The organism is Yersinia enterocolitica (assembly GCA_002082245.2).
Taxonomy (GTDB): Bacteria; Pseudomonadota; Gammaproteobacteria; order Enterobacterales; family Enterobacteriaceae; genus Yersinia; species Yersinia enterocolitica_E.
In genome coordinates, this window is the sequence record NBTC02000002.1 from 1,870,551 (window position 1) to 1,896,426 (window position 25,876).

A 25,876-nucleotide genomic window follows, 5' to 3' on the forward strand; every position below is an offset into this window, starting at 1 on the left:
TCAGCGCATCGGGATGCACTCATTTGCTGCCTAACTGTAACTCCAATTAATTTGGGTTTAACCATGACAATTAAAAGCGTTATTTGCGATATCGATGGTGTGTTGTTACATGATAATAAAGCGATACCGGGCGCTAACGACTTTCTGGCCCGGATCCAAAATGCCGGAATGCCGCTGGTTATTCTGACCAACTATCCGTCACAAACCGCGCAGGATCTGGCTAACCGCTTCAGTTCTGCTGGGCTGGATGTCCCAGAAAGTGCCTTTTATACCTCGGCGATGGCCACTGCCGACTTCCTGCGCAATCAGGAAGGTAAAAAAGCCTATGTTGTGGGTGAAGGTGCATTAGTACATGAACTCTATAAAGCTGGCTTTACTATCACCGATATCAATCCTGACTTTGTGATTGTCGGTGAAACCCGGTCCTACAACTGGGACATGATGCATAAAGCCGCCTATTTTGTCGCCAATGGTGCGCGTTTTATTGCCACCAACCCCGATAGCCACGGGCACGGGTTTGCTCCGGCGTGTGGCGCATTGTGCGCACCTATTGAGAAAATCTCCGGTCGCAAGCCGTTTTATGTGGGCAAGCCCAGCCCGTGGATCATTCGCGCGGCGCTGAATAAAATGCATGCCCATTCAGAAAGCACGGTAATTGTCGGTGATAACCTACGTACCGATATTCTGGCCGGTTTCCAGGCTGGGTTGAAAACGATTTTGGTCCTGTCCGGTGTTTCAACGCTAACAGATATTGAAGCCATGCCATTTCGCCCGAACTACGTTTTCTCTTCCGTGGTTGATATCAATATTATCTAATCTCTGTTGGCGGTCATGTCATGGCCGCCACTCTCTTTTTTGCCCCCACCCCCTTTAGCGCTATGCCTTTTTTTAGTGCAGTGCACCAAAGTTTCTTGCCATTACGCCCTATTTTGGCGCATTTTCTTTTATAGCCTTCGTCCTTGAAGCTGCTGGGGTGTTAGCTGGGTTCACTCACCCGAATCACTTGACTGAGTTAAGCTCATCGGGACTGACTCGCTGGCTGCCTGCCTGCAACGTCAAGTGCTTTGGGTATAGGTACCCATTGCCGTACCAACCATTGCACCAAAATAATAGCGCTGTGAATTGGCGTATAAATTGCATGTATTTCTCACATCTAGTTTAGAAATAATTTGGATGACTGTATCGTCATGGGGCATAACTTGCATCACTCATAAGCAAGTGTGAAAAAACAGATCCAGCGATGAACGACTCAAATTCAACATCATCACCGCCAAAGCAGAGAAGTTAGGGAGATTATTATGTGTTCTATTTTCGGGGTCCTCGACCTTAAAACCGACCCCATTGAGTTACGTAAAAAAGCGCTGGAAATGTCACGTTTAATGCGCCATCGTGGCCCGGATTGGTCTGGTGTGTGGGCAAATGATAAAGCCATTCTCGCCCACGAACGTTTGTCTATCGTTGACGTCAATACCGGTGCCCAGCCCCTGTTTAATGCGGCCCACACGCATATTTTGGCCGTTAACGGTGAGATCTATAATCATCAGGCATTACGTCAGCAATATGGTGACCGTTACGCGTTTCAAACCGGCTCAGACTGTGAAGTCATTCTGGCGTTGTATCAGGAGAAAGGGCCTGAATTCCTCGACGACCTGCAAGGTATGTTCGCTTTCATCCTGTACGACACAGAGAAAGATGCCTATCTGATTGGCCGTGACCATCTGGGGATTATCCCGCTGTATATGGGCCATGATGAAAACGGCAACATGTTTGTGGCTTCAGAGATGAAAGCATTGGTACCGGTGTGCCGCACCATTAAAGAGTTCCCAGCGGGCAGCTATCTGTGGAGTAAAGAGGGTGAGATTCGCGAATACTATCATCGCGATTGGTTTGATTTCGACAACGTCAAAGACAATGTAACTGACAAAGTTCAGTTGGCTAACGCGTTAGAAGACGCGGTAAAAAGCCACTTGATGTCTGACGTGCCTTACGGTGTATTGCTGTCCGGTGGTCTGGACTCTTCCGTTATCTCTGCTATCACCAAAAAATTTGCCGCCCGTCGTGTCGAAGACGATGAGCGCAGTGAAGCCTGGTGGCCACAACTGCACTCCTTTGCAGTGGGTCTGATTGGCTCACCGGATTTACGTGCTGCGAAAGAAGTCGCCAACCATTTAGGTACCGTGCACCATGAAATTCATTTCACCGTGCAAGAAGGTTTGGATGCTATCCGTGATGTGATTTATCACATTGAAACCTATGATGTCACCACCATCCGTGCCTCAACACCAATGTATCTGATGTCGCGTAAAATCAAAGCGATGGGGATCAAGATGGTGCTGTCTGGCGAAGGGTCTGATGAAGTGTTCGGCGGCTACCTCTACTTCCACAAAGCACCAAATGCGAAAGAATTGCATGAAGAGACTGTGCGTAAATTGCTAGCCCTGCACATGTATGACTGTGCGCGTGCCAACAAAGCGATGTCTGCCTGGGGTGTTGAGGCCCGCGTCCCCTTCCTAGATAAGAACTTCCTCGATGTTGCGATGCGTATCAATCCGCAGGACAAAATGTGTGGTAATGGCAAAATGGAAAAACATGTCCTGCGTGAATGTTTTGAATCTTACTTACCACACAGCGTCGCCTGGCGTCAGAAAGAACAATTCTCTGATGGTGTCGGCTATAGCTGGATTGACACACTAAAAGAGAAAGCCGCAGAGCAAGTCACTGATCAACAGATGGAAACTGCCCACTTCCGTTTCCCATACAACACGCCATCGTCAAAAGAAGGCTACTTGTATCGCGAAATTTTTGAAGAGCTGTTCCCGCTGCCAAGTGCCGCTGAATGTGTCCCTGGTGGCCCATCAGTCGCCTGTTCATCAGCAAAAGCCATCGAGTGGGATGAATCATTCAAAAGTATGGATGACCCTTCCGGCCGTGCGGTTGGCGTGCATCAGGACGCTTATAAATAATTGAATGTGATGGTCTGCCTATATTGACTGTCCAATCTCAAGGCTGCCCTAGGGTAGCCTTGTTTTTTGCTGGCAAATTCAACAATTAATCACCATAAGTGCTGCTTTAATCACCAGACTGTTCACAAGCCACACAAACGAACCCTTTCAGCGCTTTTTTGGGAAAAAATTAGTTGACGCAATTCGGCCATATACGCATAATGCGCCCCGCAACGCCGATGAAGGTAATGCGGAAAAAGATGGCTACGTAGCTCAGCTGGTTAGAGCACAGCACTCATAATGCTGGGGTCACAGGTTCGATTCCCGTCGTAGCCACCATCTTTTTGCGGGAGTGGCGAAATTGGTAGACGCACTAGATTTAGGTTCTAGCGCCGCAAGGTGTGCGAGTTCAAGTCTCGCCTCCCGCACCATTATTCGTTCATCGGTTTGTCACAGCGGATGGGATATCGCCAAGCGGTAAGGCACCAGGTTTTGATCCTGGCATTCCCAGGTTCGAATCCTGGTATCCCAGCCATCTTTTTTTTGGATGGATAGCTGTAAGGCAAGAGAGTTGTCATATAAAAAAGAATTGTATTTCAGTTGGGATATCGCCAAGCGGTAAGGCACCAGGTTTTGATCCTGGCATTCCCAGGTTCGAATCCTGGTATCCCAGCCATACAACTTCTCAAGATTAAAGATTTAAAGATGGCTACGTAGCTCAGCTGGTTAGAGCACAGCACTCATAATGCTGGGGTCACAGGTTCGATTCCCGTCGTAGCCACCATCTTTTGGGGTATCGCCAAGCGGTAAGGCACTGGATTCTGATTCCAGCATTCCGAGGTTCGAATCCTCGTACCCCAGCCAAATTTAGAAAAGCTCGCTTCGGCGGGCTTTTTGCATTCTGGGATTTCACTATATTCCCTCTTACTTGAGTCCGATGTCTCAAGTCCAGGTTGGATTAGGTTTCGATTGATGGTTGCTTGAGGCGACAACGCCCGCCAAAAGAACAGATCGAATATCAACCGAAACCAGCTCCGAACTGTCCCAAATATTAAGTATTGAACTCAAAAAAACAGACATCCCCTACAACCCCAATGCATACCTCAACGCATGTTCTTTCAATTTGCCCGCGCGCTGAGCGGCTATCAACGCCAGATTCCGTACGAATTTCACCGGTGGCAGATCATTGCTGAATGTGGTGTAAAACACATCCATACCACTTTGCATAATCAGATTATCAGTGCGGCGGCGGCGTTGATAACGCAGTAATACCCGCTCGCTGTGCCACGGTTCTGCCCGTTCACGCGCTTGATTTAGCACCTCCAACAGCGCATCAACATCGCGATATCCCAGATTCACCCCCTGCCCGGCCAGTGGATTAATGGTATGGGCTGCATCCCCGAGTAAGACCAATCCCGGCTGTACATAACGTTGTGCATGGCGCCGCACTAGCGGGAAAGAGCCAGCAGCAATCGCTTTAACAGCCCCCAAACGTGATGGGAAAGCCTTGGCAATTTCCTGATTCAACTGTGCCATCGGCAGCGCCTGAAGCTGACGAATACGCTGCGGGCTGTCGTACCAGACCAATGATGCCCACTGGCCAAATAGCGGTAAGAAAGCACGCGGCCCCGTTGGGAAAAACTGCTGCCAGGTGGTGTCTTGCTGAGCTGTATCCGTCTCTACCGTAATTAACATGCAAGACTGGCGATACTGCCAGCCATTGGTGCCGATACCAGCTAACCGTCGTACCAGAGAGTTGGCACCATCAGCACCTATCACTAAACGGCCCTGTATCTGTTGCTGAGCGTCTAACGTGATTTGCCAGCACTCATCTACTCTAACCATAGTTTGCAGCCGTGACGGGCACAGCAACGTTAAATTGGGGCATTCCGCTATCTGTTGCCATAATGCCAACTGCAAAATCCGGTTCTCAACCATAAACCCCAGCTCAGGCAAAGAGAGCGAGGCGGCATCAAACACCACCTGTGAACCGGGCTGCTCCCAGGTCTCCAACCGACGATAAGGTGCATAACGCATCTGCTGTACCTGCGGCCAGACACCGAGCTGTTTCAGCAACGACACCGAAGTGCAGCCGATAGCGGAAACTCGTAAATCGGGCACGCTGTCAGCCTCAAATGGGGCTGGGGCTTCATGCTCAAGTAACGCGACTGACCAGCCTGTTTGTGCCAGTCCAAGCGCGGCAGCAGCACCGACCATACCGCCCCCCACCACCACAACATCATAATTTGGTTGCGATTTATTCATTTTGGCCATTTTTTAAAAGTTAAAATAACATCCATACTTTATCTGCCCTCAGTGTACCGGATTTTTCATCACCCCACAGAATAACTAAGCCGAACTGCGGTGGTCATCGCAACTGCAAATGACTACAATACCCCGCAACTAATGAGCCTTTGCGCCTGGCGAACACATGGATCACCGCACCGCGCGATGTGACATTTATGATGAATTTTTGATGGTAGATAAGCCATGACGAAAAAACTGCATATTAAAACCTGGGGCTGCCAGATGAATGAATATGATTCATCTAAAATGGCAGATTTGCTGGCCAGCACCCATGGCTACCAGTTGACTGAGATCCCGGAAGAAGCCGATTTACTGCTACTGAATACCTGTTCAATTCGCGAAAAAGCACAAGAAAAAGTATTCAGCCTGCTGGGCCATTGGAAGCTCCTGAAAGAAAAGAATCCCAATCTGATTATTGGTGTCGGTGGATGTGTAGCATCACAGGAAGGCGAACATCTGCGCCAACGCGCGCCCTGTGTTGATGTCATTTTCGGGCCGCAAACCCTGCATCGCCTGCCAGAAATGATTAACCACGTCCAAGGCACCCACAGTCCGGTGGTAGATATCAGCTTCCCTGAGATTGAAAAGTTTGATCGGCTGCCAGAGCCGCGTGCTGAAGGCCCGACCGCGTTCGTTTCTATCATGGAAGGATGCAATAAATATTGTACCTTCTGCGTGGTGCCTTACACTCGTGGCGAAGAGATCAGCCGCCCAAGTGACGATATTCTGTTTGAAATTGCACAGTTAGCGTCCCAAGGGGTGCGGGAAGTGAATCTGCTCGGCCAGAATGTCAATGCTTATCGCGGTGCCACCTATGACGGCGATATCTGTAGTTTTGCCGAGTTATTGCGGCTGGTTGCCGCCATTGACGGTATCGATCGCATTCGCTTTACCACCAGCCATCCGATTGAGTTTACCGACGATATCATCGATGTTTATCGCGATACGCCAGAACTGGTGAGTTTTCTGCATCTGCCAGTGCAAAGTGGTTCCGACCGAATTTTAACCATGATGAAACGCGCCCACACCGCACTGGAGTACAAAGCTATCATCCGCAAACTGCGGCAGGCGCGGCCAGATATCCAGATAAGTTCCGATTTTATTATCGGTTTCCCTGGTGAAACTCAGCAGGATTTTGCACAAACCATCAAGCTGGTCGCGGAGATTCATTTCGATACCAGTTACAGCTTTATTTACTCTCCACGCCCTGGCACACCCGCGGCAGAGCTACCAGACGATGTCAGTGAAGAGGAGAAAAAACAGCGACTGCATATTTTGCAACAGCGTATCACTCAGCAGGCCATGGAAATCAGCCGCGAGATGGTTGGTAGTGTGCAACGTATTCTGGTAGAAGGCCCCTCCCGCAAAAGTGCGATGGAGCTGGCCGGGCGTACCGAAAATAACCGGGTGGTGAATTTTGAAGGTACACCAGAGATGATTGGCAAATTCGTTGATGTCGAAATTGTAGACGTTTATGCCAGTTCACTGCGCGGTATTTTGCAGCGCACCGAAGACCAGATGGCGCTACGGGTTCATGAATCGCCACAATCGGTCATTGCGCGGACCCGAAAAGAAAATGAAATTGGCGTGGGGCAGTATCAACCCTGACCATAGTTGTTCGAGTTGACTCGCATTAGCAGGCGCTGCATTGTCAGTGCCTGTTTTATTCTAGTGGGCTGCTGCGCAGATTCGGACTGTTTAAGTTGCACCTCCAGAGGGTCGCTACTTGAATAGAGCGTGAAAGCACGGATTGATAAGTAAACTTGCGTCAGCACCATGCACCATGAATAATTCTTAAATGACATGTATGATTGACGTTATATACCCAAGGCCATTTCCAATACGAAAGGTATAATCGGGTATCAGACAAATAATATCCGTGAATGATATATCCAGAGGAACACAGTGACTCAGAGAAATAGTTTGCACGTAGTGACACAAGAAATCTTGCTAGAGCCCACCGACAATCAGCGTTTGTTGAGTCTGTGCGGCCCTTTTGATGACAACATCAAGCAGTTGGAGCGCCGGTTAGGTATTGAAATTAATCGCCGAGACAACCGTTTCAAGTTAGTCGGTAAGAATATCTGCGTTGTTGCAGCGGCAGATATCCTGCGCCATCTGTATGTTGACACCGCCCCCATTCGGGGTGTTACCCCAGAGATATCCCCAGAAGATATCCACCTTGCGGTGAAAGAGAGTCATGTATTGGAGCAAACGGCACAGAGCGTACCCGATTACGGAAAAGCCGTGAATATCCGTACCAAGCGCGGCATGGTTAAACCGCGTACCCCCAATCAGGCGCAATACATCGCCAATATTCTTGATCACGATATTACCTTTGGGATTGGTCCTGCCGGGACCGGTAAAACCTATCTGGCGGTAGCCGCGGCAGTTGATGCTCTGGAGCGCCAGAATGTGCGCCGTATCTTACTGACCCGCCCGGCCGTTGAAGCAGGCGAAAAATTGGGTTTCCTGCCCGGGGACCTGAGTCAGAAAGTCGATCCATACCTGCGCCCACTTTATGATGCACTGTTTGAAATGCTTGGCTTTGAGCGCGTTGAAAAATTGATCGAACGTAACGTGATTGAAGTGGCTCCGCTGGCATATATGCGGGGCCGGACACTCAATGATGCCTTTATCATTCTGGATGAGAGCCAGAACACCACCATCGAACAGATGAAGATGTTTCTCACCCGTATGGGCTTTAACTCCAAGGCAGTTATTACCGGTGATGTGACGCAAACCGACTTACCGCGCCACCAAAAATCTGGCTTAAGTCATGCCATTGAAGTGCTGTCTGAGGTAGAAGAGCTGAGCTTTAACTTCTTCCATAGCGAAGATGTGGTGCGTCACCCCGTGGTGGCCCGTGTGGTTATTGCCTATGAGGCCTGGGAAGCGGCGGAACAAAAACGCAAAGAGACTATTGCCGAACAACGTAAGCGGGAAAACCATACCCCGTCTGAGCAGGAGGCTCCGTGAGCCAAGTTATACTCGATTTACAAATTGCCTGCGCCGATAGCCAGGGTTTACCTGCCGAAGCTGACTTTCAGCGTTGGTTGGAGGCGGTATTACCGCAGTTTCAAGACGTAGCAGAAGTGACCATTCGGTTGGTTGATGAAGCTGAAAGCCATGAGCTGAATCTAACCTATCGCGGTAAAGATAAACCGACCAATGTCTTGTCTTTTCCTTTTGAGGCCCCACCTGAAATTGAACTGCCACTATTGGGTGATTTAATCATTTGCCGTCAGGTGGTTGAACAAGAAGCTATCGAGCAAGAAAAAGCACTATTAGCTCATTGGGCGCATATGGTTGTTCACGGCAGTCTCCATCTGCTAGGGTATGACCACATCGTGGACGATGAAGCAGAAGAAATGGAGTCAATCGAAACTGAAATTATGCAAAGTCTGGGTTATCCAGATCCGTATATTTCGGAGAAAGACCCCGAATAAACCCATCATATCGGGTGTTATAATGCCCTGTTAGTCGGGGAAAACTGTCGGCGGTGTGAGTCTACTGCTACCGATAAAATATAATCTTTACCCAACGTCATTGGAATTGCAGGTAGGCGGCAAGCAAACCTTGCTAGCCCCTACGGCATCAGATACAAGGGTATAACATGAGTAAACTTAACTAAAACGCCATGAGCGACGACCACTCACAAAACAACGATAGCCCCAGTCCCAAGAAAGGGTTCTTTACTCTTATCCTTAACCAGTTATTTCACGGTGAACCTAAAAACCGTGGTGATTTGGTAGAGCTTATCCGTGATTCTGAACAAAACGATCTGATCGATCCCGATACCCGTGACATGCTGGAAGGCGTGATGGATATTGCCGAGCAGCGCGTGCGGGACATCATGATCCCCCGTTCTCAAATGGTCACATTAAAGCGTAACCAAACGCTGGATGAGTGTTTGGATGTGATTATTGAATCTGCTCACTCCCGCTTTCCGGTGATTAGCGAAGATAAAGATCACATCGAAGGTATCCTGATGGCCAAGGATTTGTTGCCGTTTATGCGCACCGACTCCGAGCCATTCAGTATTGATAAAGTGTTACGGACGGCGGTTGTAGTGCCAGAAAGTAAGCGTGTCGATCGGATGCTGAAGGAGTTCCGTTCCCAGCGCTACCATATGGCTATTGTCATTGATGAGTTTGGTGGCGTGTCAGGGCTGGTGACCATTGAAGATATTCTTGAGCTGATCGTTGGCGAAATAGAAGATGAGTATGACGATGAAGAAGACAGAGATGTGCGTCAACTCAGCAAGCATACCTATACCATTCGTGCGCTGACGCAAATTGAAGATTTCAATGAAGTGTTCAATACCCATTTCAGCGACGATGAGGTTGACACCATTGGTGGCTTGGTAATGCAGGCATTTGGCCATTTACCTGCCCGGGGTGAAACCATTGAAATTGAAGGTTACTTATTTAAAGTTGCCATGGCGGATAGCCGACGTATCATTCAGGTTCATGTAAAAATCCCGGATGATGCTCCGCAACCCAAACTGGAAGAATAAATCCTTGATGCCTATTGCTTCATATCTTCAACGCCAGTGGGTTCGCGCCCTACTGGCGCTATTTTTTGGTGCCTGCGGTACGCTGGCCTATTCACCGTTTGATTACTGGCCCGCAGCCATTGTTTCACTGTTTGGCTTACTCAGCCTAACCCTGAACCGTAATACCCGGCAGTCCGCCTTTATTGGCTTTTGTTGGGGAATGGGGCTATTCGGTAGCGGTATTAACTGGGTCTATGTCAGTATTTCCGAGTTCGGCGGAATGCCAACGGCAATCAATATTTTCCTGGTGGTACTACTGGCGGCCTACCTATCGCTCTACACCCTGCTATTTGCCGGTGTGTTAGCGCGTCTCAGCCCAAAAGCGACATGGTGGCGGCTAGCGATTGCCGCCCCGGTTGTATGGCAACTGACGGAATTCTTGCGCGGCTGGGTGTTGACCGGCTTCCCGTGGCTGCAATTTGGCTACAGCCAGATTAATGGCCCGCTGCGTGGGATTGCCCCAATACTCGGGGTTGATGGCATCACCTTTGTACTGATGGCAATCAGTGGATTACTGGTCTACGCCTGCTATCAGCGCCGGGTGACTGCGGCAATAGTGGCGATGGCACTGTTATTGTTACCATGGCCACTGCGCCAAGTGCATTGGTTCACGCCAGAGCCGGAACGCGCTGTCAATATCGCCATGGTGCAAGGTAACATTGCTCAGTCCATGAAGTGGGACCCTAAAGTCCTGCTTTCGACCCTGCAAGTCTATCTGGATGAAACTCGCCCGTTTATGGGCAAAGCGCCGATCATCATCTGGCCGGAATCTGCCATTCCTGATATTGAAACCGATCAAACCGGCTTCCTGACAATGGTTGATGATCTGATGCGAGCCAATCATAGCAGCTTGATCACGGGGATTGTCGATGCCCAGCGTCGGCCTGAAGGTCAGGGGTATCATTTCTTTAATAGCGTCATCGTCTTAGGCGATAAAGAACCGTATCAATATCCGAGCCGAAACCGTTACAGCAAACACCATCTGGTCCCATTTGGTGAATTTGTGCCGCTAGAATCCTTACTGCGTCCGCTGGCACCGCTGTTTGACCTACCGATGTCAACGTTCAGCCGTGGCAGTTATGTGCAACCATCGCTCAAGGTGGCAGGATATAACCTGACTGCGGCTATTTGTTATGAAATCGTGTTAGGCCAGCAGGTACGGGATAATTTCAATCCTGATACCAATTTCCTGCTGACCGTCTCGAATGATGCCTGGTTCGGCCACTCAATTGGACCATGGCAACATTTCCAGATGGCACGGATGCGCGCGCTTGAATTGGGTCGCCCTCTGCTGCGCAGTACCAATAACGGTATCACTGCGGTGGTTGGCCCGAGCGGTGAAGTGCTCGCCCAGATCCCGCAATTTACCCAACAGGTGTTAGAGGCCAAAGTTACACCAACAACGGGCGTCACCCCCTATGCCCGTTTGGGTTCATGGCCGATGTGGATTATCACGCTGGTGCTTGGTGCCCTCACGCTGTACCGCGCGATCCGTAGTCGTTCTGATAACAAATAACATAATATGTGGGCATGTTATCTGCATGCCCGTTAATCTTGAGAGCCTTATGTCACTGAAGCATGAATTTATCCTCACCAGCGAAGCACAACTCAGCGAGCACTACGCCGCCCCCTTTGAAACCGTGTTGAAGAAACAGATAGATCACATTGATGATTATGCTAAAAAACTCATCGCGGCAGCCCCCTTCGCCGTACTGGGTACCCTCGGCGCCAATGGTATCGACTGCTCACCCAAAGGTGGGGAACCGGGTTTTATCCATGTACAGGACAGTAAAACCCTGATGCTACCAGACCGCCCGGGGAACAACCGCCTGGATGGTATCCGCAACCTGCTGCATAACCCCGCTATCGGTATCTTGTTCCTGATCCCCAACTGGGACGAAGGTTTTCGGGTGAATGGCCGGGCTAAGATTTCGGTCGATCCTGAACTGTGTGAGCGCTTTAGCCAAAATGGCCACCCCGCCCGCAGTGTGTTAGTGATCGAGGTAGATGAAGTGTTTATTCATTGTGGCCGCGCGATTACCTTTGCCAAGCTGTGGAGCCCAGAAAAACACGCCGCAAAAGAGACCATTCCGACAGCATTGGATGTGTTTAAGGCCCATGTGGCTATCAACAACCAGCAATTAGGCTAACTGGCAGTAAAGCCGCTGTTTGGCGGCTGATTAATACCCACAACTCCCCGTGGGTATTCTATAGCTCTCAATTGTAGAACTATTATCCTCATCTCTTCGCCGCGACTGGCACAGACCTTGCATTGTTTCTAACCATTATGTGTTAACTCTCTGCCAATGCCCGCCAATCTTTTAGCCGTTGTCGGGGATTACCGCAACAAGTAGGGAACACAGCGTTTCAAATGCGGGATCAGGATTATTTACACGCTCGTTTATAGGGCATAGCCCGCACCATAGAAGTGCATTGCTGTTTTATTGCCTCTATTTGGTGCGATTTGCGTCCCAAAAAACAAACATTTATTCATCATTCGCATAACATTTGGCTATTTTTTAAAGATAATCTGATACAAGTAACAGCGAAAACCACGTACTGGCCAACAAAACATCGGTGGTTGTACCGCTGAAACGAAACAAAACGATTTCTCGCCTGACGAGATTTAGCAACAACGTATTTTTAGCATCACAACATCAAGTAATAAAACAACAGCAAAGGAGTTGGACCATGCATATGCGTAAATTGGCGTTAGCGCTACTGTTAGCTGGGATGGCAAGTGGCGTAGCCCAAGCAGAAGAAGCGGCAGCACAACCCGCAGCGAAAGCTGAAGCCCAGGCTGATACTCTGAAAAAGATTAAAGACAGCGGCGTTATCGTAGTGGGTCACCGTGAATCTTCCGTTCCCTTCTCTTATTACGATAATCAGCAGAAAGTTGTTGGTTACGCACAAGATTATTCTAATCTGATCATTGATGCAGTTAAGAAAAAACTTAATGCTCCAGACTTACAGGTCAAACTGATCCCAATCACCTCACAGAATCGTATTCCACTACTGCAAAACGGCACCTTTGACTTTGAGTGTGGTTCCACCACCAATAATCTGGAGCGTCAGCAACAAGCGGCGTTCAGTAATACCATTTTTGTCGTCGGTACCCGTTTACTGACCAAAAAAGGGTCTGAAGTTAAAGATTTCAAAGATTTGGCCGGTAAAGCAGTGGTTGTAACTTCAGGTACGACATCTGAAGTCCTGCTGAATAAGCTAAATGAAAAAGACAAAATGGATATGCGCATCATCAGCGCCAAAGACCACGGTGACTCTTTCCGCACCTTGGAAAGTGGCCGCGCAGTGGCCTTTATGATGGATGATGCTCTGCTAGCCGGTGAGCGAGCCAAAGCCAAGAAACCAGACCAATGGGATATCGTCGGTACTCCGCAGTCTCAGGAAGCTTACGGCTGTATGTTGCGCAAAAATGATCCGGCCTTTAAAGCCTTATTGGATGAAACCATTGCCAGTGCACAAACTTCTGGTGTAGCTGAAAAATCATTCGATCGCTGGTTCAAAAACCCAATTCCACCTAAAAATCTTAACCTGAATTTCTCACTGTCTGATGAAATGAAGGCGCTGTTCAAAGCACCTAACGATAAAGCATTGAACTAACAATAATAAATCAGGGCGGGTGGTTACCTGCCCGATTCGATTGATGATGGGCCGATAGGAGATACCCAATAGATTTCAGAGTGCAGGAAGACGGCAAGCAAGAGACAAATTGGTTGTAAACCATTTTGAACAGCGCTTGCGCTGGCCCGTAGGGTGAGCCTCTGATGAGGTTCATAATCCTGATGAGCTTATACAAATAAGTGATTCAGGTGAACGAGGGCAGCCAACACATCTGCAATTTGAAAGATGCAGGGTAAAGACAGGATGCGGGGTGGCCGTTCCCCACTCCGCATTTTTTTGTGAGTCCTCAAGGTCGCTACGCATTAAATCATCAGTCATCAGGGTGGCTTATCCATCCTTTTAAGGGAGTTTGTTATGTCAATAGACTGGAACTGGGGCATCTTCTTGCAACCTGCCCCCTTCGGCAATACCACCTACCTCGGCTGGATCTGGTCCGGCTTTCAAGTCACCGTCGCTTTGTCACTGTGCGCCTGGGTGATCGCGTTCTTTGTCGGTTCACTGTTTGGTATTTTAAGAACCGTGCCCAATCGAATCCTGTCAGGGATTGGGACCTGCTACGTTGAGCTGTTTCGTAACGTACCCTTGATTGTGCAATTCTTTACCTGGTATCTGGTGGTACCTGAACTGTTGCCAGTTGATATTGGCATGTGGTTTAAAAGTGAACTTGACCCGAACATACAGTTCTTTCTTTCATCGATGCTTTGCCTTGGCTTATTTACCGCAGCACGTGTTTGTGAACAAGTCCGTGCCGGGATTCAGTCACTGCCTCGAGGCCAGAAAGCAGCGGGTTTGGCTATGGGGTTGACCCTGCCACAAACCTATCGCTATGTGTTACTGCCCAATGCTTATCGGGTGATCATTCCCCCGATGACCTCAGAAATGCTCAACCTGGTAAAAAACTCCGCCATTGCTTCAACAATCGGATTGGTCGATATGGCCGCTCAAGCCGGTAAATTGCTGGATTATTCAGCTCACGCCTATGAGTCCTTCACCGCCATCACTCTTGGTTATGTACTGATCAACGCCGTGATCATGCTGTTGATGCGATTAGTTGAAAAGAAAGTGCAGTTACCCGGCAATCTGGGGAGTAAATAATGTACGAATTTGATTGGAGTTCTATCGCCCCCAGCATGCCCTATCTACTGCAAGGGTTAGTGGTCACCGCCAAGATAACCATTACCGCTATCGTATTTGGCATTATCTGGGGGACGGTTCTGGCAGTCATGCGCTTGTCGCCGATTAAAGCCATCAGTTGGTTTGCAACTGCCTATGTCAACGTGTTCCGCTCTATTCCGTTGGTGATGGTGCTGCTGTGGTTTTATTTGGTTGTCCCGAGCTTATTACAAAATGTGCTGGGCTTATCACCAAAAACTGATATTCGGTTAATCTCAGCCATGGTAGCCTTTTCGCTGTTTGAAGCGGCCTATTACTCAGAAATTATCCGCGCCGGGATCATGAGTATTTCCCGTGGGCAATCCTCTGCTGCGCTGGCATTGGGCATGACCCATGGGCAGTCAATGCGGCTGGTTATCCTGCCCCAGGCTTTCCGCGCAATGGTGCCGCTGCTGTTAACTCAGGGGATAGTGTTATTTCAGGATACTTCACTGGTGTATGTCCTTAGCCTGGCCGATTTCTTCCGCACCGCCACCACCATTGGCGAACGGGACGGTACTCAGGTCGAAATGGTGCTGTTTGCCGGTTTGGTTTATTTCGTTATCAGTATTGCCGCGTCGATGCTGGTTAACTATTTGAAGAAAAGGACTGTTTGATGATTTCCCTGAAAAATGTTTCTAAGTGGTACGGCCACTTTCAGGTGCTGGCTGACTGCACCACCGAAGTTAAAAAAGGTGAGGTTGTGGTGGTCTGTGGTCCTTCAGGCTCAGGCAAATCAACCTTAATCAAAACTGTTAATGGGCTGGAACCTATTCAAAAAGGCAGCATTACAGTTAATGGTATTGGTGTGAATGATAAAGGCACTAATCTGGCCCAACTGCGTTCCAAAGTGGGCATGGTGTTCCAACATTTCGAGCTGTTCCCACACCTGTCTATCATTGAAAATCTGACGCTGGCGCAAATCAAAGTACTCAAACGTGATAAAGCAGAAGCACGTGAAAAGGGGTTGAAACTGTTAGATCGCGTGGGCCTTTCTACCCATGCAGATAAATTTCCTTCTCAGTTATCGGGTGGCCAGCAGCAGCGCGTGGCAATTGCCCGCGCACTCTGCATGGACCCCATTGCCATGCTGTTTGATGAACCCACCTCCGCACTTGACCCGGAAATGATCAACGAAGTGTTGGATGTGATGGTCAAACTGGCATTGGAAGGGATGACCATGATGGTAGTTACCCACGAAATGGGCTTCGCCCGCAAAGTGGCTAACCGCGTTATTTTTATGGATGAAGGGAAAATCGTCGAAGACAGCAACAAAGATGATTTCTTTAATAATCCTAAATCAGATCGCGCCAAAGATTTCCTGGCAAAAATCCTGCATTAATCATATTGCCTCCCCTGCATCTGTAGGGGAGGAATTTGCGCCTGTTCTCTTTTTACGCCCTGCGTGATTGCTTATCCGTTTTTTTGTGCGCATCCTCTGGTTAACACTGTGACTAACAAGAGGAAAAGTGATGCCCCGCTCTATTATCATTGATTGCGACCCCGGCCATGACGATGCTATTGCATTGATTCTGGCGTTGGCCTCCCCCGAACTCAACGTAGCAGCGGTTACCACTTGTGCCGGTAACCAAACTCCCGACAAAACTTTGCGTAATGCCCTGCGCATTCTGACACTGCTCAAGCGTCAGGATATCCCGGTGGCAGGCGGCGCACTCAAACCATTACTGCGCGAATTGATTATTGCCGACAATGTTCACGGTGAAAGCGGGTTAGATGGCCCCTCATTACCGGATCCAGATTTTGCCCCGCAAACTGACAATGCGGTGGAGCTAATGGCGAGAATATTGCGTGCCAGCCCTCATCCGGTGACCCTTGTGGCTACAGGCCCATTGACTAACATTGCCTTGCTGCTGGCCGGTCATGGCGCTCTGACGGCCAAAATAGAGCGTATAGTCATCATGGGGGGGGCCGTGATGCTAGGAAACTGGACCGCCGCTGCTGAATTTAATATTTTTGTCGACCCTGAGGCCGCTGATCGGGTATTTAAATCAGGTATTCCGCTTACTATGGCCGGGTTGGATGTGACCCATCAGGCGCAAGTAATGGATGAAGATATCGATCGCATTCGTCAGTTGAATAATCCGGTCGCCGACGTGGTAGCAGGCTTACTGGACTTCTTCATGCTGTATCACCGCCAGGAACGCTGGGGTTTTCAAGGTGCCCCGCTACATGACCCTTGCACCATTGCCTGGTTATTGGCCCCCGAGTTATTCACTAGCATTGAACGCTGGGTCGGCATCGAAACGCGTGGTGAATACACCCAAGGCATGACGGTGGTCGATTATTACCAGCTCACAGATAATGTGCCTAATGCAGAAGTGTTGATGGGTATCGACAGGAAAGGATTTATTGATTTGCTGGTTGAACGGGTTGCCCGCTACAGCGAATAATCGAATGACACTCCGCCACTGCGGAGTGTCTCTTTTTAGCCCAAATTAATGTTAGGGCTGGAATGGCCGGCGGTTAAATTGGTCATGCCCACACTTAGGGCAGAGCGGCAACACTTCAGGGGTATAGAAAGCCAGGCGATGGTGGCACTTTTCACACACCAGATTCCCTAATCCAACCACCTCACCACTGTGATACACCCCATGGTGGCTGACATCTTTAAACACTTCACGCCACTCTAGCTGTGTTTTATCAGTGATATCCGCCAGCTCCTGCCACAGGCTCTCTTTAATCACCCGCATAAATACACTATCAGTGAATTCGTCCTTACTCTCTTCATAACTACGGGCAAACTCCTCCAGATCGCGGCGCACCGCCTGAATGATTTGCTCAACCTCACTCCGGCTCAACTCTTCTACTGCGTCTAACCGCTGCTCGGCGCTTTCCACCAGCTTATCGATATCACGTTCACCATTTTTCAAGCGTTCTGTCAGTGATGCCACCAACTCACGATAATATTGAGCTACCTTGTTCATACTGTCTCCTCGATCCGCGATTGTGGTACAGCAAAGGTTGTTACAAAGAAAATAGTGATAGAGCCAATCTCTCGCCTGCTTATGGTTGCCCCGCTGCTGTTGTCTGCTGGTACTTACTCTGATATTAAAGCTAACGTTTATTATTTTAGCCGTAAATGACTGAAGTCACGTCATCATAAGGTTGTTACTCCCCCACTTTGATGATTTCTGCCATTCACCGCGCAGAAAAACCGTTCTGCGGGATGCTGAGTGTTGTTGCGCCTGCCGCTTATCAGCTATGCTATGCGGATCTCTCTTTATGATATGAAACAGATGATGCTACAGGCGTAGCTGTTTTTCACTATAGGACCACTGGCCGCCATGCAAGAGCAATACCGCCCAGAAGATATCGAAACGCAAGTACAGCTTCACTGGCAAGAGAAGCAAACATTTAAAGTCACTGAAGATACCAGCAAAGAAAAATATTACTGCCTATCTATGCTGCCATACCCTTCAGGACGCCTACATATGGGGCACGTTCGTAACTACACCATTGGTGATGTTATCTCACGCTACCAACGTATGCTGGGCAAGAACGTCCTACAGCCGATTGGCTGGGATGCGTTTGGCCTGCCGGCAGAAGGTGCAGCAGTTAAAAATAACACCGCACCGGCCCCATGGACTTACGACAACATCGAATATATGAAGAACCAGTTGAAACTACTGGGCTTCGGTTACGACTGGGATCGCGAGATTGCCACCTGTAAACCTGACTATTACCGTTGGGAACAGTGGTTCTTCACCAAGTTGTATGAAAAAGGTATGGTCTACAAAAAGACCTCTGCGGTTAACTGGTGTCCACAAGATATGACCGTGTTAGCCAACGAACAGGTAATCGACGGCTGCTGTTGGCGTTGTGATACCAAAGTTGAACGCAAAGAGATCCCGCAGTGGTTTATTAAAATCACCGATTACGCTGATCAGTTGCTTAATGATCTCGACACGCTGGAAAGCTGGCCAGAGCAGGTGAAAACCATGCAACGCAACTGGATTGGCCGCTCCGAAGGGGTTGATATCGTTTTCGACGTGCAAGATAGCGAAGAAAAACTGTCAGTTTATACCACCCGCCCAGACACCTTTATGGGTGTGACCTATGTGGCGGTTGCTGCCGGTCACCCATTGTCACTGCAAGCAGCTGCCACCAACCCGGCGCTAGCTGATTTTGTGGCTGAATGTCGCAATACCAAAGTTGCCGAAGCTGAAATGGCAACGATGGAGAAAAAAGGCATGGCGACCGGCCTATACGCCATCCATCCACTGACAGGTGAGAAGCTGGCTATCTGGGCCGCTAACTTTGTCTTGATGGATTACGGTACCGGCGCGGTAATGGCGGTTCCAGGCCACGATGCCCGTGACTGGGAATTTGCCACCAAATACCACCTGCCAATCAAGCCAGTTATTTTAGCCGCTGACGGTAGCGAGCCTGATTTGAGTCAGGAAGCCATGACCGAAAAAGGCACCCTGTTCAACTCCGGCGAGTTCGATGGTCTGGATTATGAAGCGGGCTTTAATGCCATTGCTGACAAGCTGGTGGCTCTCGGTGTTGGCCAGCGTAAAGTGAATTATCGCCTGCGCGATTGGGGTGTATCACGTCAGCGTTATTGGGGTGCGCCTATCCCAATGGTGACATTGGAAGATGGCACCGTCGTGCCAACACCAGAAGACCAACTGCCGGTTATCCTGCCAGAAGATGTTGTAATGGACGGTATTACCAGCCCGATCAAGGCTAATCCTGAGTGGGCGAAAACCACCGTTAACGGGATGCCGGGCCTGCGTGAAACTGATACTTTCGATACCTTTATGGAATCATCTTGGTATTACGCACGCTACACCTGCCCACAATTTGACGAGGGCATGCTGGACCCTGCCGCCGCCAACTACTGGCTGCCGGTTGATCAGTATGTAGGCGGTATTGAACACGCCATCATGCACCTGATGTATTTCCGTTTCTTCCACAAACTACTGCGTGATGCCGGTCTGGTGAACTCCGACGAACCAGCCAAACGTCTGTTGTGCCAAGGCATGGTATTGGCTGACGCCTTCTACTACACCGGTACCAGCGGTGAACGTATCTGGGTTTCACCGGCTGATGCTATTGTCGAGCGTGATGAGAAAGGGCGGATTGTTAAAGCGACCGACGCGCAAGGCCATGAACTGGTGTATGCCGGTATGAGCAAAATGTCGAAATCGAAAAACAACGGTATCGACCCGCAAGTTATGGTAGAAAAATACGGTGCCGATACTGTGCGCCTGTTTATGATGTTTGCATCGCCGGCAGAAATGACGTTGGAATGGCAGGAGTCTGGCGTTGAAGGGGCTAACCGCTTCTTAAAACGTGTCTGGCGTCTGGTGTTTGAAAGCACTGCCAAAGGTGCAACTGCGCCGCTGGATATTGCCAGCCTGACGGAAGAGCAAAAATCACTGCGTCGTGATCTGCACAAAACGATTGCCAAAGTCACTGATGACGTGGGCCGCCGTCAAACCTTCAACACCGCCATCGCTGCGGTGATGGAGTTGATGAACAAGCTGGGCCGTGCACCTCAGGAAACTGAGCAAGATCGTGCTCTGCTGCAAGAAGCATTACTGGCAGTGGTACGTATGCTTTATCCATTCACCCCGCACGTTTGCTTCAGTTTGTGGCAAGCTCTGGGTGGTGAAGGTGATATCGATACCGCACCATGGCCAATTGCTGATGAACAGGCGATGGTCGAAGACTCTAAATTAGTAGTCGTACAGGTTAATGGTAAAGTGCGTGGCAGAATTACTGTGCCTGCCGATGCCACTGAACAGCAAGTTCGCGAACGCGCTGGTCAAGAGCACCTGGTGGCTAAATACCTGGATGGGGTTACTGTGCGTAAAGTAATCTACGTCCCTGGCAAACTGCTTAACCTGGTTGTAGGTTAAGACAAGGAGGAGTTGTGCGACATCGTATTCTGACATTGTTGCTGGGGTTAGCGGTGCTGGTCACCGCTGGCTGTGGCTTTAATCTGCGAGGCACCACTCAGGTGCCACCTGAACTGCAAAAACTGTTGCTGGAAAGTAGTGACCCTTATGGCCCGTTAACCCGAGCTGTACGTCAACAGTTGCGTTTAAGCAATGTCACCATTGTTGATGACCCGATGCGTAAAGACTTACCCGCCTTGCGGATCCTTGGTTCATCAGAAAATCAGGATACCGTGTCAATCTTCCGCAATGGGGTAACGGCGGAGTATCAGTTAGTGTTGCATGTGCAGGCGCAGGTATTGATACCGGGCCATGATATTTACCCATTACGGGTTAATATCTTCCGCACATTCTTCGATAACCCGTTAACAGCGCTCGCCAAAGATGCTGAAGCTCAGGTTCTCCGTCAGGAAATGCGTGAACAAGCCGCTCAGCAGTTAGTACGTCAGCTTCTGACCGTACATGCTGCAGAAGTCAAAAATGCGCAAGAAAATGGTGACAAGCCGGTTGGCAATAATACAGCAACAGGCGCCGCCAAGATGGCAGAAACTAAAGAAATCAATATTGGCAAACCCGCAGTCAGTACCCCGGCCCAATGATCCGAGTCTATCCTGAACAACTTGTCGCGCAGCTCCATGAGGGGCTGCGCGCTTGCTATCTGTTATGCGGCAATGAGCCATTGCTGTTACAAGAAAGTCAGGACCACATTCGTCGGGTAGCAATAGAGCATGATTTCACCGAACATTTCAGTTTTGCGCTGGATACTCATACCGAGTGGGACAATATCTTTAGTCTTTGTCAGGCACTCAGTCTATTTGCCAGCCGCCAGACATTGACGCTGAGCTTCCCTGACAGTGGTTTAACGGCACCAATGAACGAACAATTGGTTAAGTTATCGGGCCTGTTACATTCAGATATTTTATTGATTTTGCGCGCAAATAAACTAACCAAAGCACAAGAAAACAGTGCCTGGTTTAAAGCACTCGGTAGCAATAGCGTATTTGTCAGTTGCCAAACGCCGGAGCAGGCACAACTGCCACGTTGGGTCAGTACACGGGCTAAAAGCCTGAATCTGGAGGTCGATGACCCCGCCATTCAACTGCTTTGTTACTGCTACGAAGGCAATCTGCTGGCGCTATCACAAGCTTTGGAACGGTTATCGTTGCTCTACCCTGACGGTAAACTGACGCTGCCTAAAGTTGAGCAAGCGGTCAACGATGCTGCGCATTTCACCCCTTACCACTGGCTCGATGCCCTAATAGCTGGGAAGAGCAAACGCGCCTGGCATATCCTGCAACAATTGCAGCAGGAAGAGAGTGAACCGGTTATTTTGCTGCGCACCTTACAGCGAGAACTGCTCTTGCTGCTAACGTTGAAGCGCTGCATGGATCAGGTGCCACTGCGTACGCTATTTGATCAGTTAAAAGTGTGGCAAAATCGCCGGCCCATGATGACGCAGGCTCTGCAACGCCTTTCGCTGCCACAATTGCAACAAGCCGTTCATTTGCTGGCACAGATAGAAGTTCGCTTGAAACAGGATTATGGTCAGTCAATCTGGCCTGAATTAGAAACGCTATCTATGCTGATGTGTGGCAAAATATTACCTGAGAGCTTTTTTGATGCCCAATAAATCCCCGACTCGCGCCCTACATGCCCTGTTCGGCGGTACCTTTGACCCCATTCATTACGGCCACTTGACGCCGGTTGAAGCATTGGCTCAACAAGTGGGTCTGCAACATATTATTTTATTACCCAATAATGTCCCACCTCACCGCCCACAACCCGAGGCCAATGCACAGCAACGGCTGAAAATGGTGGAACTGGCGGTAGCCGGTAACCCGCTGTTCAGCGTCGACTCGCGGGAGTTATTACGCGATACCCCCTCATTCACCATTGATACCCTGGAATCACTGCGTAAAGAACGTGGTGCTGAACTGCCGTTAGCGTTTATCATTGGGCAGGATTCATTATTATCGCTGCATAAATGGCATCGCTGGCAATCGATATTGGATGTGTGCCATTTGCTGGTTTGCGCCCGCCCTGGTTACTCACAAACGCTGGAAACACCTGAGTTACAACAATGGCTTGATGAGCGACGGGTCTTGGATCCGCAAGCATTAAACCTGCAACCACAAGGGTTAATCTATCTGGCTGATACACCTTTATTGAATATTTCAGCTACCGATATTCGTCATCGGCGTCATAATGGTGAGAGCTGCGATGACCTGCTGCCGCGTGCTGTCCAGCGATATATTGAGTTACAAGGTTTATATCGCGGTTGAGGAACTGAGGGTTTATATCGCGACGCATTCACCCATGTTATACTCCGCCGCTAAATTTCAGGTATTCGCTGAAAAACCGTTACATTCTAACTGTTCATACCGGTAACTGTTCGTGGGAACTCCTGCAAACAATACGGAAGAACGTTAATACCCAAAGAACTTGACGTTGCAGGTAGCCAGCCAGCGCACGAATCCCGATAAGCTTACATGAGTAAGTGATTCGGGTGAGAAAGTGCAGCTAACACCCCAGCAACTTCAAGGACGAAGGGTATGGACAGAAATCACCCGAGGGGGAACCTTTGCAAGGTAAAGCGCTCCAAGAATTTGTTATCGACAAGCTCGATGACTTGAAAGGCCAGGACATTATCACTTTGGATGTTCAGGGTAAGTCCAGCATCACTGATTACATGATCATCTGTACCGGGACTTCTACCCGCCATGTTATGGCGCTGGCAGACAATCTGGTGCAGGAATCCCGTGTGGCAGGCATGATACCGCTGGGCGTAGAAGGCCAGGGTGTGTCTGACTGGGTTGTTGTGGATTTAGGCGAAATCATTGTGCATGTCATGCAAGAAGAAAGCCGCCGTCTGTATGAACTGGAAAAACTCTGGAGCTAAGCGGTGAAACTGCAACTGGTGGCTGTCGGCACCAAAATGCCAGACTGGGTGCAGACAGGTTTCATGGATTACCTGCGCCGCTTTCCCAAAGATATGCCCTTCGAGCTGGTAGAAATACCGGCCGGTAAGCGGGGCAAAAATGCGGATATTAAACGCATTTTGGAAAAAGAAGGCGAACTGATGCTGGCGGCGGTTGGCAAGAATAACCGCATTGTCACGCTGGATATCCCAGGCACTCCCTGGGAAACTCCACAATTGGCTCAGCAATTAGAACGCTGGAAGCAGGACGGCCGTGATGTCAGTCTGCTGATTGGCGGGCCGGAGGGATTAGCCCCAGCCTGTAAAGCTGCCGCAGAGCAGAGCTGGTCGCTCTCTGTGCTTACGCTACCCCATCCTTTAGTGCGTGTTTTAGTGGCTGAAAGCCTCTATCGCGCCTGGAGTATTACGACCAATCACCCTTATCATCGGGAATAAGCGGCGATGAACCTGAGTAAAGTGATGGCTTTGAGTAACGTGTTGGTTTTGGACAAGATGAAGTAGCTGCGGGATGAAAAAAGAACCTAACCCTTTTCGCGACTATTCAGCTGAATCAGCCTTGTTTGTCCGCCGCGCCCTTGTGGCTTTCCTCGGTATCCTGCTGCTAAGCGGAATATTGACTGTAAACTTGTACAATTTGCAGATAGTGCGTTTCGAAGACTATCGCACCCGTTCCAATGAAAACCGCATTAAGCTGGTCCCTATCGCTCCTAGCCGCGGTATGATATTTGATCGCAACGGCACCCCGTTGGCGATGAACCGGACCATTTATCAATTAGAATTGATGCCGGAAAAAATCGAAGACCTCCCCGCGACACTCAATGCACTACGCCCGATAGTGGATCTGACGGATGAGGATATCGCTAATTTTGAAAAAGAGCGTAAGCGCTCACGCCGCTTTACCTCCATTGCCGTTAAGACCCCCCTTACCGAGGTGCAGGTCGCCCGTTTCGCCGTTAACCAATTCCGCTTCCCCGGTATTGAAGTCAAAGGCTATCAACGCCGTTTCTATCCCTATGGTTCGGCCCTGACTCACGTTATCGGTTATGTATCGAAAATTAACGATAAAGATGTCGAACGGTTGGATAAAGAAGGCATTCTGGCTAACTATGCCGCAACCCACGATATCGGCAAACTGGGTATTGAGCGCTATTATGAATCCGTATTACACGGCAAAACCGGTTATGAAGAAGTTGAAGTCAATAACCGTGGCCGGGTGATCCGCCAGCTACATGAGCAGCCGCCGCAGGCCGGTAAAGATATTTACCTGACGCTTGATTTACATCTGCAAACCTATATTGAAAAACTGCTGAGTGGCAGCCGCGCCGCAGTGGTGGTCACGGACCCACGCACCGGCGCTATCTTAGCCTTGGTATCGAACCCAAGTTATGACCCGAACCTATTTGTCGATGGGATCTCCAGCAAAGATTATCAGGGGTTGTTGAACGATCCTGACCGCCCGCTGATTAACCGTGCCACCCAGGGTGTCTACCCCCCTGCGTCTACAGTAAAACCCTATATTGCCGTTTCCGCCCTGAGTGCCGGGGTTATCACCAAAAATACCAGCTTGTTTGACCCTGGCTGGTGGCAACTGCCTGGCTCAGAAAAACGCTTTCGCGACTGGAAAAAATGGGGTCATGGTCGGTTGAATGTCACCAAGGCGCTGGAAGAGTCGGCGGATACCTTCTTCTATCAGGTTTCCTATGACATGGGGATTGATCGTTTGTCCTCATGGATGAGTAAATTCGGCTACGGTGAATATACTGGTATCGATCTATCCGAAGAGCGCGCGGGCCTGATGCCGACCCGTGAGTGGAAACAAAAACGCCACAAAAAACCGTGGTACCAAGGGGATACCATTCCGGTGGGTATCGGCCAAGGGTATTGGACCGCCACCCCAATCCAGATGGCAAAAGCGTTAATGACGCTGATTAATGATGGCGCGGTTAAAACGCCACATCTGCTACAAAGCACCCGGATTAATGGAGAGTTAGTCCCCTATCAACAAGAAGATCGCACGCAAATTGGTGATATACATTCCGGTTATTGGGAAATTGCTAAAGATGGCATGTATGGTGTAGCCAACCGTCCGAACGGAACGGGGCGTAAGTTTTTTGAAGGTACACCTTATAAAGCAGCGGCAAAATCCGGTACCGCCCAAGTGTATAGCTATGAAACCTATAATGCCCATAAAGTGGCAGAACACTTACGCGACCATAAATTGATGGTTGCGTTTGCGCCCTACGAAAATCCAACGGTATCTGTCGCCATGATTTTAGAAAATGGGGGTGCCGGGCCTGCGGTGGGGACCATTACTCGCCAAATTCTCGACCACATTTTGTTGGGTGATAACAATACTGAATTACCGGATGCGGCCCCTCTGCCTCCAGGTGTTGAAGCAGATTAATTGAAG

At 49.5% G+C, this 25,876-nt stretch carries 23 protein-coding genes, 6 tRNA genes and 1 pseudogene; 27 read left to right on the forward strand and 3 right to left on the reverse strand.

Annotation, left to right across the window (positions count from 1 at the left end; genetic code table 11):
- Positions 1–63 precede the first annotated feature (63 nt).
- The 9 genes from A6J66_010000 (at position 64) to A6J66_010040 (ending at position 3,806) form a co-directional block, all read left to right on the forward strand.
- Complete coding sequence (locus tag A6J66_010000; protein PNM24493.1) at positions 64–816, forward strand: UMP phosphatase; 753 nt, start codon at positions 64–66, stop codon at positions 814–816.
- Positions 817–973: 157 nt separating this feature from the next.
- The gene (locus A6J66_010005) at positions 974–1,162 is read left to right on the forward strand and encodes a hypothetical protein (protein ID PNM24494.1); all 189 of its coding nucleotides are present in this window, start codon (positions 974–976) and stop codon (positions 1,160–1,162) included.
- A gap of 136 nt (positions 1,163–1,298) precedes the next feature.
- Positions 1,299–2,963 (forward strand): asparagine synthase B, encoded by a 1,665-nt coding sequence (asnB, locus tag A6J66_010010; GenBank protein ID PNM24495.1) that lies wholly within the window; start codon positions 1,299–1,301, stop codon positions 2,961–2,963.
- A 241-nt stretch (positions 2,964–3,204) separates the two neighbouring features.
- Positions 3,205–3,281: transfer RNA gene (locus A6J66_010015), tRNA-Met, on the forward strand.
- Between the two features lie 7 nt (positions 3,282–3,288).
- Positions 3,289–3,373 (forward strand) — tRNA-Leu (locus tag A6J66_010020).
- Between the two features lie 29 nt (positions 3,374–3,402).
- Positions 3,403–3,477, forward strand: a tRNA-Gln gene (locus A6J66_010025).
- Positions 3,478–3,543: 66 nt separating this feature from the next.
- A tRNA-Gln gene (locus tag A6J66_010030) sits at positions 3,544–3,618 on the forward strand.
- Positions 3,619–3,649: 31 nt separating this feature from the next.
- Positions 3,650–3,726: transfer RNA gene (locus tag A6J66_010035), tRNA-Met, on the forward strand.
- Between the two features lie 5 nt (positions 3,727–3,731).
- Positions 3,732–3,806, forward strand: a tRNA-Gln gene (locus tag A6J66_010040).
- Between the two features lie 219 nt (positions 3,807–4,025).
- Here the strand turns inward: A6J66_010040 and ubiF are convergent.
- Positions 4,026–5,207: a 2-octaprenyl-3-methyl-6-methoxy-1,4-benzoquinol hydroxylase gene (ubiF, locus tag A6J66_010045; GenBank protein ID PNM26968.1), complete on the reverse strand. Its 1,182-nt coding sequence runs from the start codon at positions 5,205–5,207 to the stop codon at positions 4,026–4,028.
- 225 nt (positions 5,208–5,432) lie between these two features.
- Between ubiF and A6J66_010050 the strand changes: the two genes are divergently transcribed.
- From A6J66_010050 to A6J66_010080, 7 genes are all read left to right on the forward strand, one after another.
- Positions 5,433–6,857: a tRNA (N6-isopentenyl adenosine(37)-C2)-methylthiotransferase MiaB gene (locus A6J66_010050; protein PNM24496.1), complete on the forward strand. Its 1,425-nt coding sequence runs from the start codon at positions 5,433–5,435 to the stop codon at positions 6,855–6,857.
- A gap of 315 nt (positions 6,858–7,172) precedes the next feature.
- Positions 7,173–8,228: a PhoH family protein gene (locus A6J66_010055; protein ID PNM26969.1), complete on the forward strand. Its 1,056-nt coding sequence runs from the start codon at positions 7,173–7,175 to the stop codon at positions 8,226–8,228.
- Positions 8,225–8,698 carry an rRNA maturation RNase YbeY gene (locus A6J66_010060; GenBank protein ID PNM24497.1) on the forward strand — a complete coding sequence of 158 codons (474 nt, stop codon included), beginning with the start codon at positions 8,225–8,227 and terminating at the stop codon, positions 8,696–8,698. Before A6J66_010055 ends, A6J66_010060 begins: the two co-directional genes overlap by 4 nt.
- A gap of 191 nt (positions 8,699–8,889) precedes the next feature.
- On the forward strand, positions 8,890–9,768 hold the full coding sequence (locus A6J66_010065; GenBank protein ID PNM24498.1) for a magnesium/cobalt transporter CorC: 879 nt from the start codon (positions 8,890–8,892) through the stop codon (positions 9,766–9,768).
- A 7-nt stretch (positions 9,769–9,775) separates the two neighbouring features.
- Entirely contained in the window at positions 9,776–11,323 is a 1,548-nt protein-coding gene (locus A6J66_010070) for an apolipoprotein N-acyltransferase (GenBank protein ID PNM24499.1), read from the forward strand.
- A gap of 49 nt (positions 11,324–11,372) precedes the next feature.
- Complete coding sequence (locus A6J66_010075) at positions 11,373–11,957, forward strand: pyridoxamine 5-phosphate oxidase (GenBank protein PNM24500.1); 585 nt, start codon at positions 11,373–11,375, stop codon at positions 11,955–11,957.
- A gap of 541 nt (positions 11,958–12,498) precedes the next feature.
- Entirely contained in the window at positions 12,499–13,428 is a 930-nt protein-coding gene (locus A6J66_010080) for an amino acid ABC transporter substrate-binding protein (GenBank protein ID PNM24501.1), read from the forward strand.
- A gap of 85 nt (positions 13,429–13,513) precedes the next feature.
- Here the strand turns inward: A6J66_010080 and A6J66_010085 are convergent.
- Positions 13,514–13,714 (reverse strand): annotated as a pseudogene (locus A6J66_010085) (hypothetical protein).
- An 89-nt stretch (positions 13,715–13,803) separates the two neighbouring features.
- On the opposite strand from A6J66_010085, the gene A6J66_010090 reads away from it, so the two are divergent.
- From A6J66_010090 to A6J66_010105, 4 genes are all read left to right on the forward strand, one after another.
- A complete protein-coding gene (locus A6J66_010090; GenBank protein ID PNM24502.1) occupies positions 13,804–14,544 on the forward strand; it encodes an amino acid ABC transporter permease in 741 nt (246 codons plus the stop codon).
- Complete coding sequence (locus A6J66_010095) at positions 14,544–15,218, forward strand: amino acid ABC transporter permease (GenBank protein ID PNM24503.1); 675 nt, start codon at positions 14,544–14,546, stop codon at positions 15,216–15,218. The genes A6J66_010090 and A6J66_010095 overlap by 1 nt, the downstream gene beginning before the upstream one ends.
- Positions 15,218–15,943, forward strand: a complete 726-nt coding sequence (artP, locus tag A6J66_010100) for an amino acid ABC transporter ATP-binding protein (protein PNM24504.1) — start codon at positions 15,218–15,220, stop codon at positions 15,941–15,943. The genes A6J66_010095 and artP overlap by 1 nt, the downstream gene beginning before the upstream one ends.
- Before the next feature lie 130 nt (positions 15,944–16,073).
- Entirely contained in the window at positions 16,074–17,012 is a 939-nt protein-coding gene (locus A6J66_010105; GenBank protein PNM24505.1) for a pyrimidine-specific ribonucleoside hydrolase RihA, read from the forward strand.
- 51 nt (positions 17,013–17,063) lie between these two features.
- On the opposite strand, the gene A6J66_010110 is transcribed toward A6J66_010105, so the two are convergent.
- Entirely contained in the window at positions 17,064–17,546 is a 483-nt protein-coding gene (locus A6J66_010110) for a hypothetical protein (GenBank protein PNM24506.1), read from the reverse strand.
- Between the two features lie 360 nt (positions 17,547–17,906).
- Here A6J66_010110 and leuS point away from each other — a divergent pair, with 360 nt between their 5' ends.
- The 7 genes from leuS (at position 17,907) to A6J66_010145 (ending at position 25,870) form a co-directional block, all read left to right on the forward strand.
- Entirely contained in the window at positions 17,907–20,489 is a 2,583-nt protein-coding gene (gene leuS / locus A6J66_010115) for a leucine--tRNA ligase (protein ID PNM24507.1), read from the forward strand.
- Positions 20,490–20,503: 14 nt separating this feature from the next.
- Positions 20,504–21,127, forward strand: coding sequence for an LPS assembly lipoprotein LptE (locus A6J66_010120; GenBank protein ID PNM24508.1), 624 nt, complete (start codon positions 20,504–20,506; stop codon positions 21,125–21,127).
- The gene (locus A6J66_010125) at positions 21,124–22,158 is read left to right on the forward strand and encodes a DNA polymerase III subunit delta (protein PNM24509.1); all 1,035 of its coding nucleotides are present in this window, start codon (positions 21,124–21,126) and stop codon (positions 22,156–22,158) included. The genes A6J66_010120 and A6J66_010125 overlap by 4 nt, the downstream gene beginning before the upstream one ends.
- Positions 22,148–22,810, forward strand: coding sequence for a nicotinate-nucleotide adenylyltransferase (locus A6J66_010130; protein ID PNM24510.1), 663 nt, complete (start codon positions 22,148–22,150; stop codon positions 22,808–22,810). Before A6J66_010125 ends, A6J66_010130 begins: the two co-directional genes overlap by 11 nt.
- Before the next feature lie 299 nt (positions 22,811–23,109).
- A complete protein-coding gene (locus A6J66_010135) occupies positions 23,110–23,427 on the forward strand; it encodes a ribosome silencing factor (GenBank protein PNM24511.1) in 318 nt (105 codons plus the stop codon).
- 3 nt (positions 23,428–23,430) lie between these two features.
- Complete coding sequence (locus A6J66_010140; GenBank protein PNM24512.1) at positions 23,431–23,901, forward strand: 23S rRNA (pseudouridine(1915)-N(3))-methyltransferase RlmH; 471 nt, start codon at positions 23,431–23,433, stop codon at positions 23,899–23,901.
- 73 nt (positions 23,902–23,974) lie between these two features.
- Positions 23,975–25,870, forward strand: a complete 1,896-nt coding sequence (locus tag A6J66_010145) for a penicillin-binding protein 2 (GenBank protein PNM24513.1) — start codon at positions 23,975–23,977, stop codon at positions 25,868–25,870.
- Positions 25,871–25,876: the final 6 nt, after the last annotated feature.

Excerpts from the sequence above, each read along its gene's own strand:
- A6J66_010065 (PNM24498.1), top strand. The coding sequence starts at position 8,890 with ATGAGCGACGACCACTCACAAAACAACGATAGCCCCAGTCCCAAGAAA.
- A6J66_010095 (PNM24503.1), top strand. The coding sequence starts at position 14,544 with ATGTACGAATTTGATTGGAGTTCTATCGCCCCCAGCATGCCCTATCTA.
- ubiF (PNM26968.1), bottom strand. The coding sequence starts at position 5,207 with ATGAATAAATCGCAACCAAATTATGATGTTGTGGTGGTGGGGGGCGGT.
- A6J66_010070 (PNM24499.1), top strand. The coding sequence starts at position 9,776 with ATGCCTATTGCTTCATATCTTCAACGCCAGTGGGTTCGCGCCCTACTG.
- asnB (PNM24495.1), top strand. The coding sequence starts at position 1,299 with ATGTGTTCTATTTTCGGGGTCCTCGACCTTAAAACCGACCCCATTGAG.
- A6J66_010000 (PNM24493.1), top strand. The coding sequence starts at position 64 with ATGACAATTAAAAGCGTTATTTGCGATATCGATGGTGTGTTGTTACAT.
- A6J66_010145 (PNM24513.1), top strand. The coding sequence starts at position 23,975 with ATGAAAAAAGAACCTAACCCTTTTCGCGACTATTCAGCTGAATCAGCC.
- A6J66_010050 (PNM24496.1), top strand. The coding sequence starts at position 5,433 with ATGACGAAAAAACTGCATATTAAAACCTGGGGCTGCCAGATGAATGAA.
- A6J66_010105 (PNM24505.1), top strand. The coding sequence starts at position 16,074 with ATGCCCCGCTCTATTATCATTGATTGCGACCCCGGCCATGACGATGCT.
- A6J66_010110 (PNM24506.1), bottom strand. The coding sequence starts at position 17,546 with ATGAACAAGGTAGCTCAATATTATCGTGAGTTGGTGGCATCACTGACA.
- A6J66_010125 (PNM24509.1), top strand. The coding sequence starts at position 21,124 with ATGATCCGAGTCTATCCTGAACAACTTGTCGCGCAGCTCCATGAGGGG.
- leuS (PNM24507.1), top strand. The coding sequence starts at position 17,907 with ATGCAAGAGCAATACCGCCCAGAAGATATCGAAACGCAAGTACAGCTT.
- A6J66_010130 (PNM24510.1), top strand. The coding sequence starts at position 22,148 with ATGCCCAATAAATCCCCGACTCGCGCCCTACATGCCCTGTTCGGCGGT.
- artP (PNM24504.1), top strand. The coding sequence starts at position 15,218 with ATGATTTCCCTGAAAAATGTTTCTAAGTGGTACGGCCACTTTCAGGTG.
- A6J66_010080 (PNM24501.1), top strand. The coding sequence starts at position 12,499 with ATGCATATGCGTAAATTGGCGTTAGCGCTACTGTTAGCTGGGATGGCA.
- A6J66_010075 (PNM24500.1), top strand. The coding sequence starts at position 11,373 with ATGTCACTGAAGCATGAATTTATCCTCACCAGCGAAGCACAACTCAGC.
- A6J66_010090 (PNM24502.1), top strand. The coding sequence starts at position 13,804 with ATGTCAATAGACTGGAACTGGGGCATCTTCTTGCAACCTGCCCCCTTC.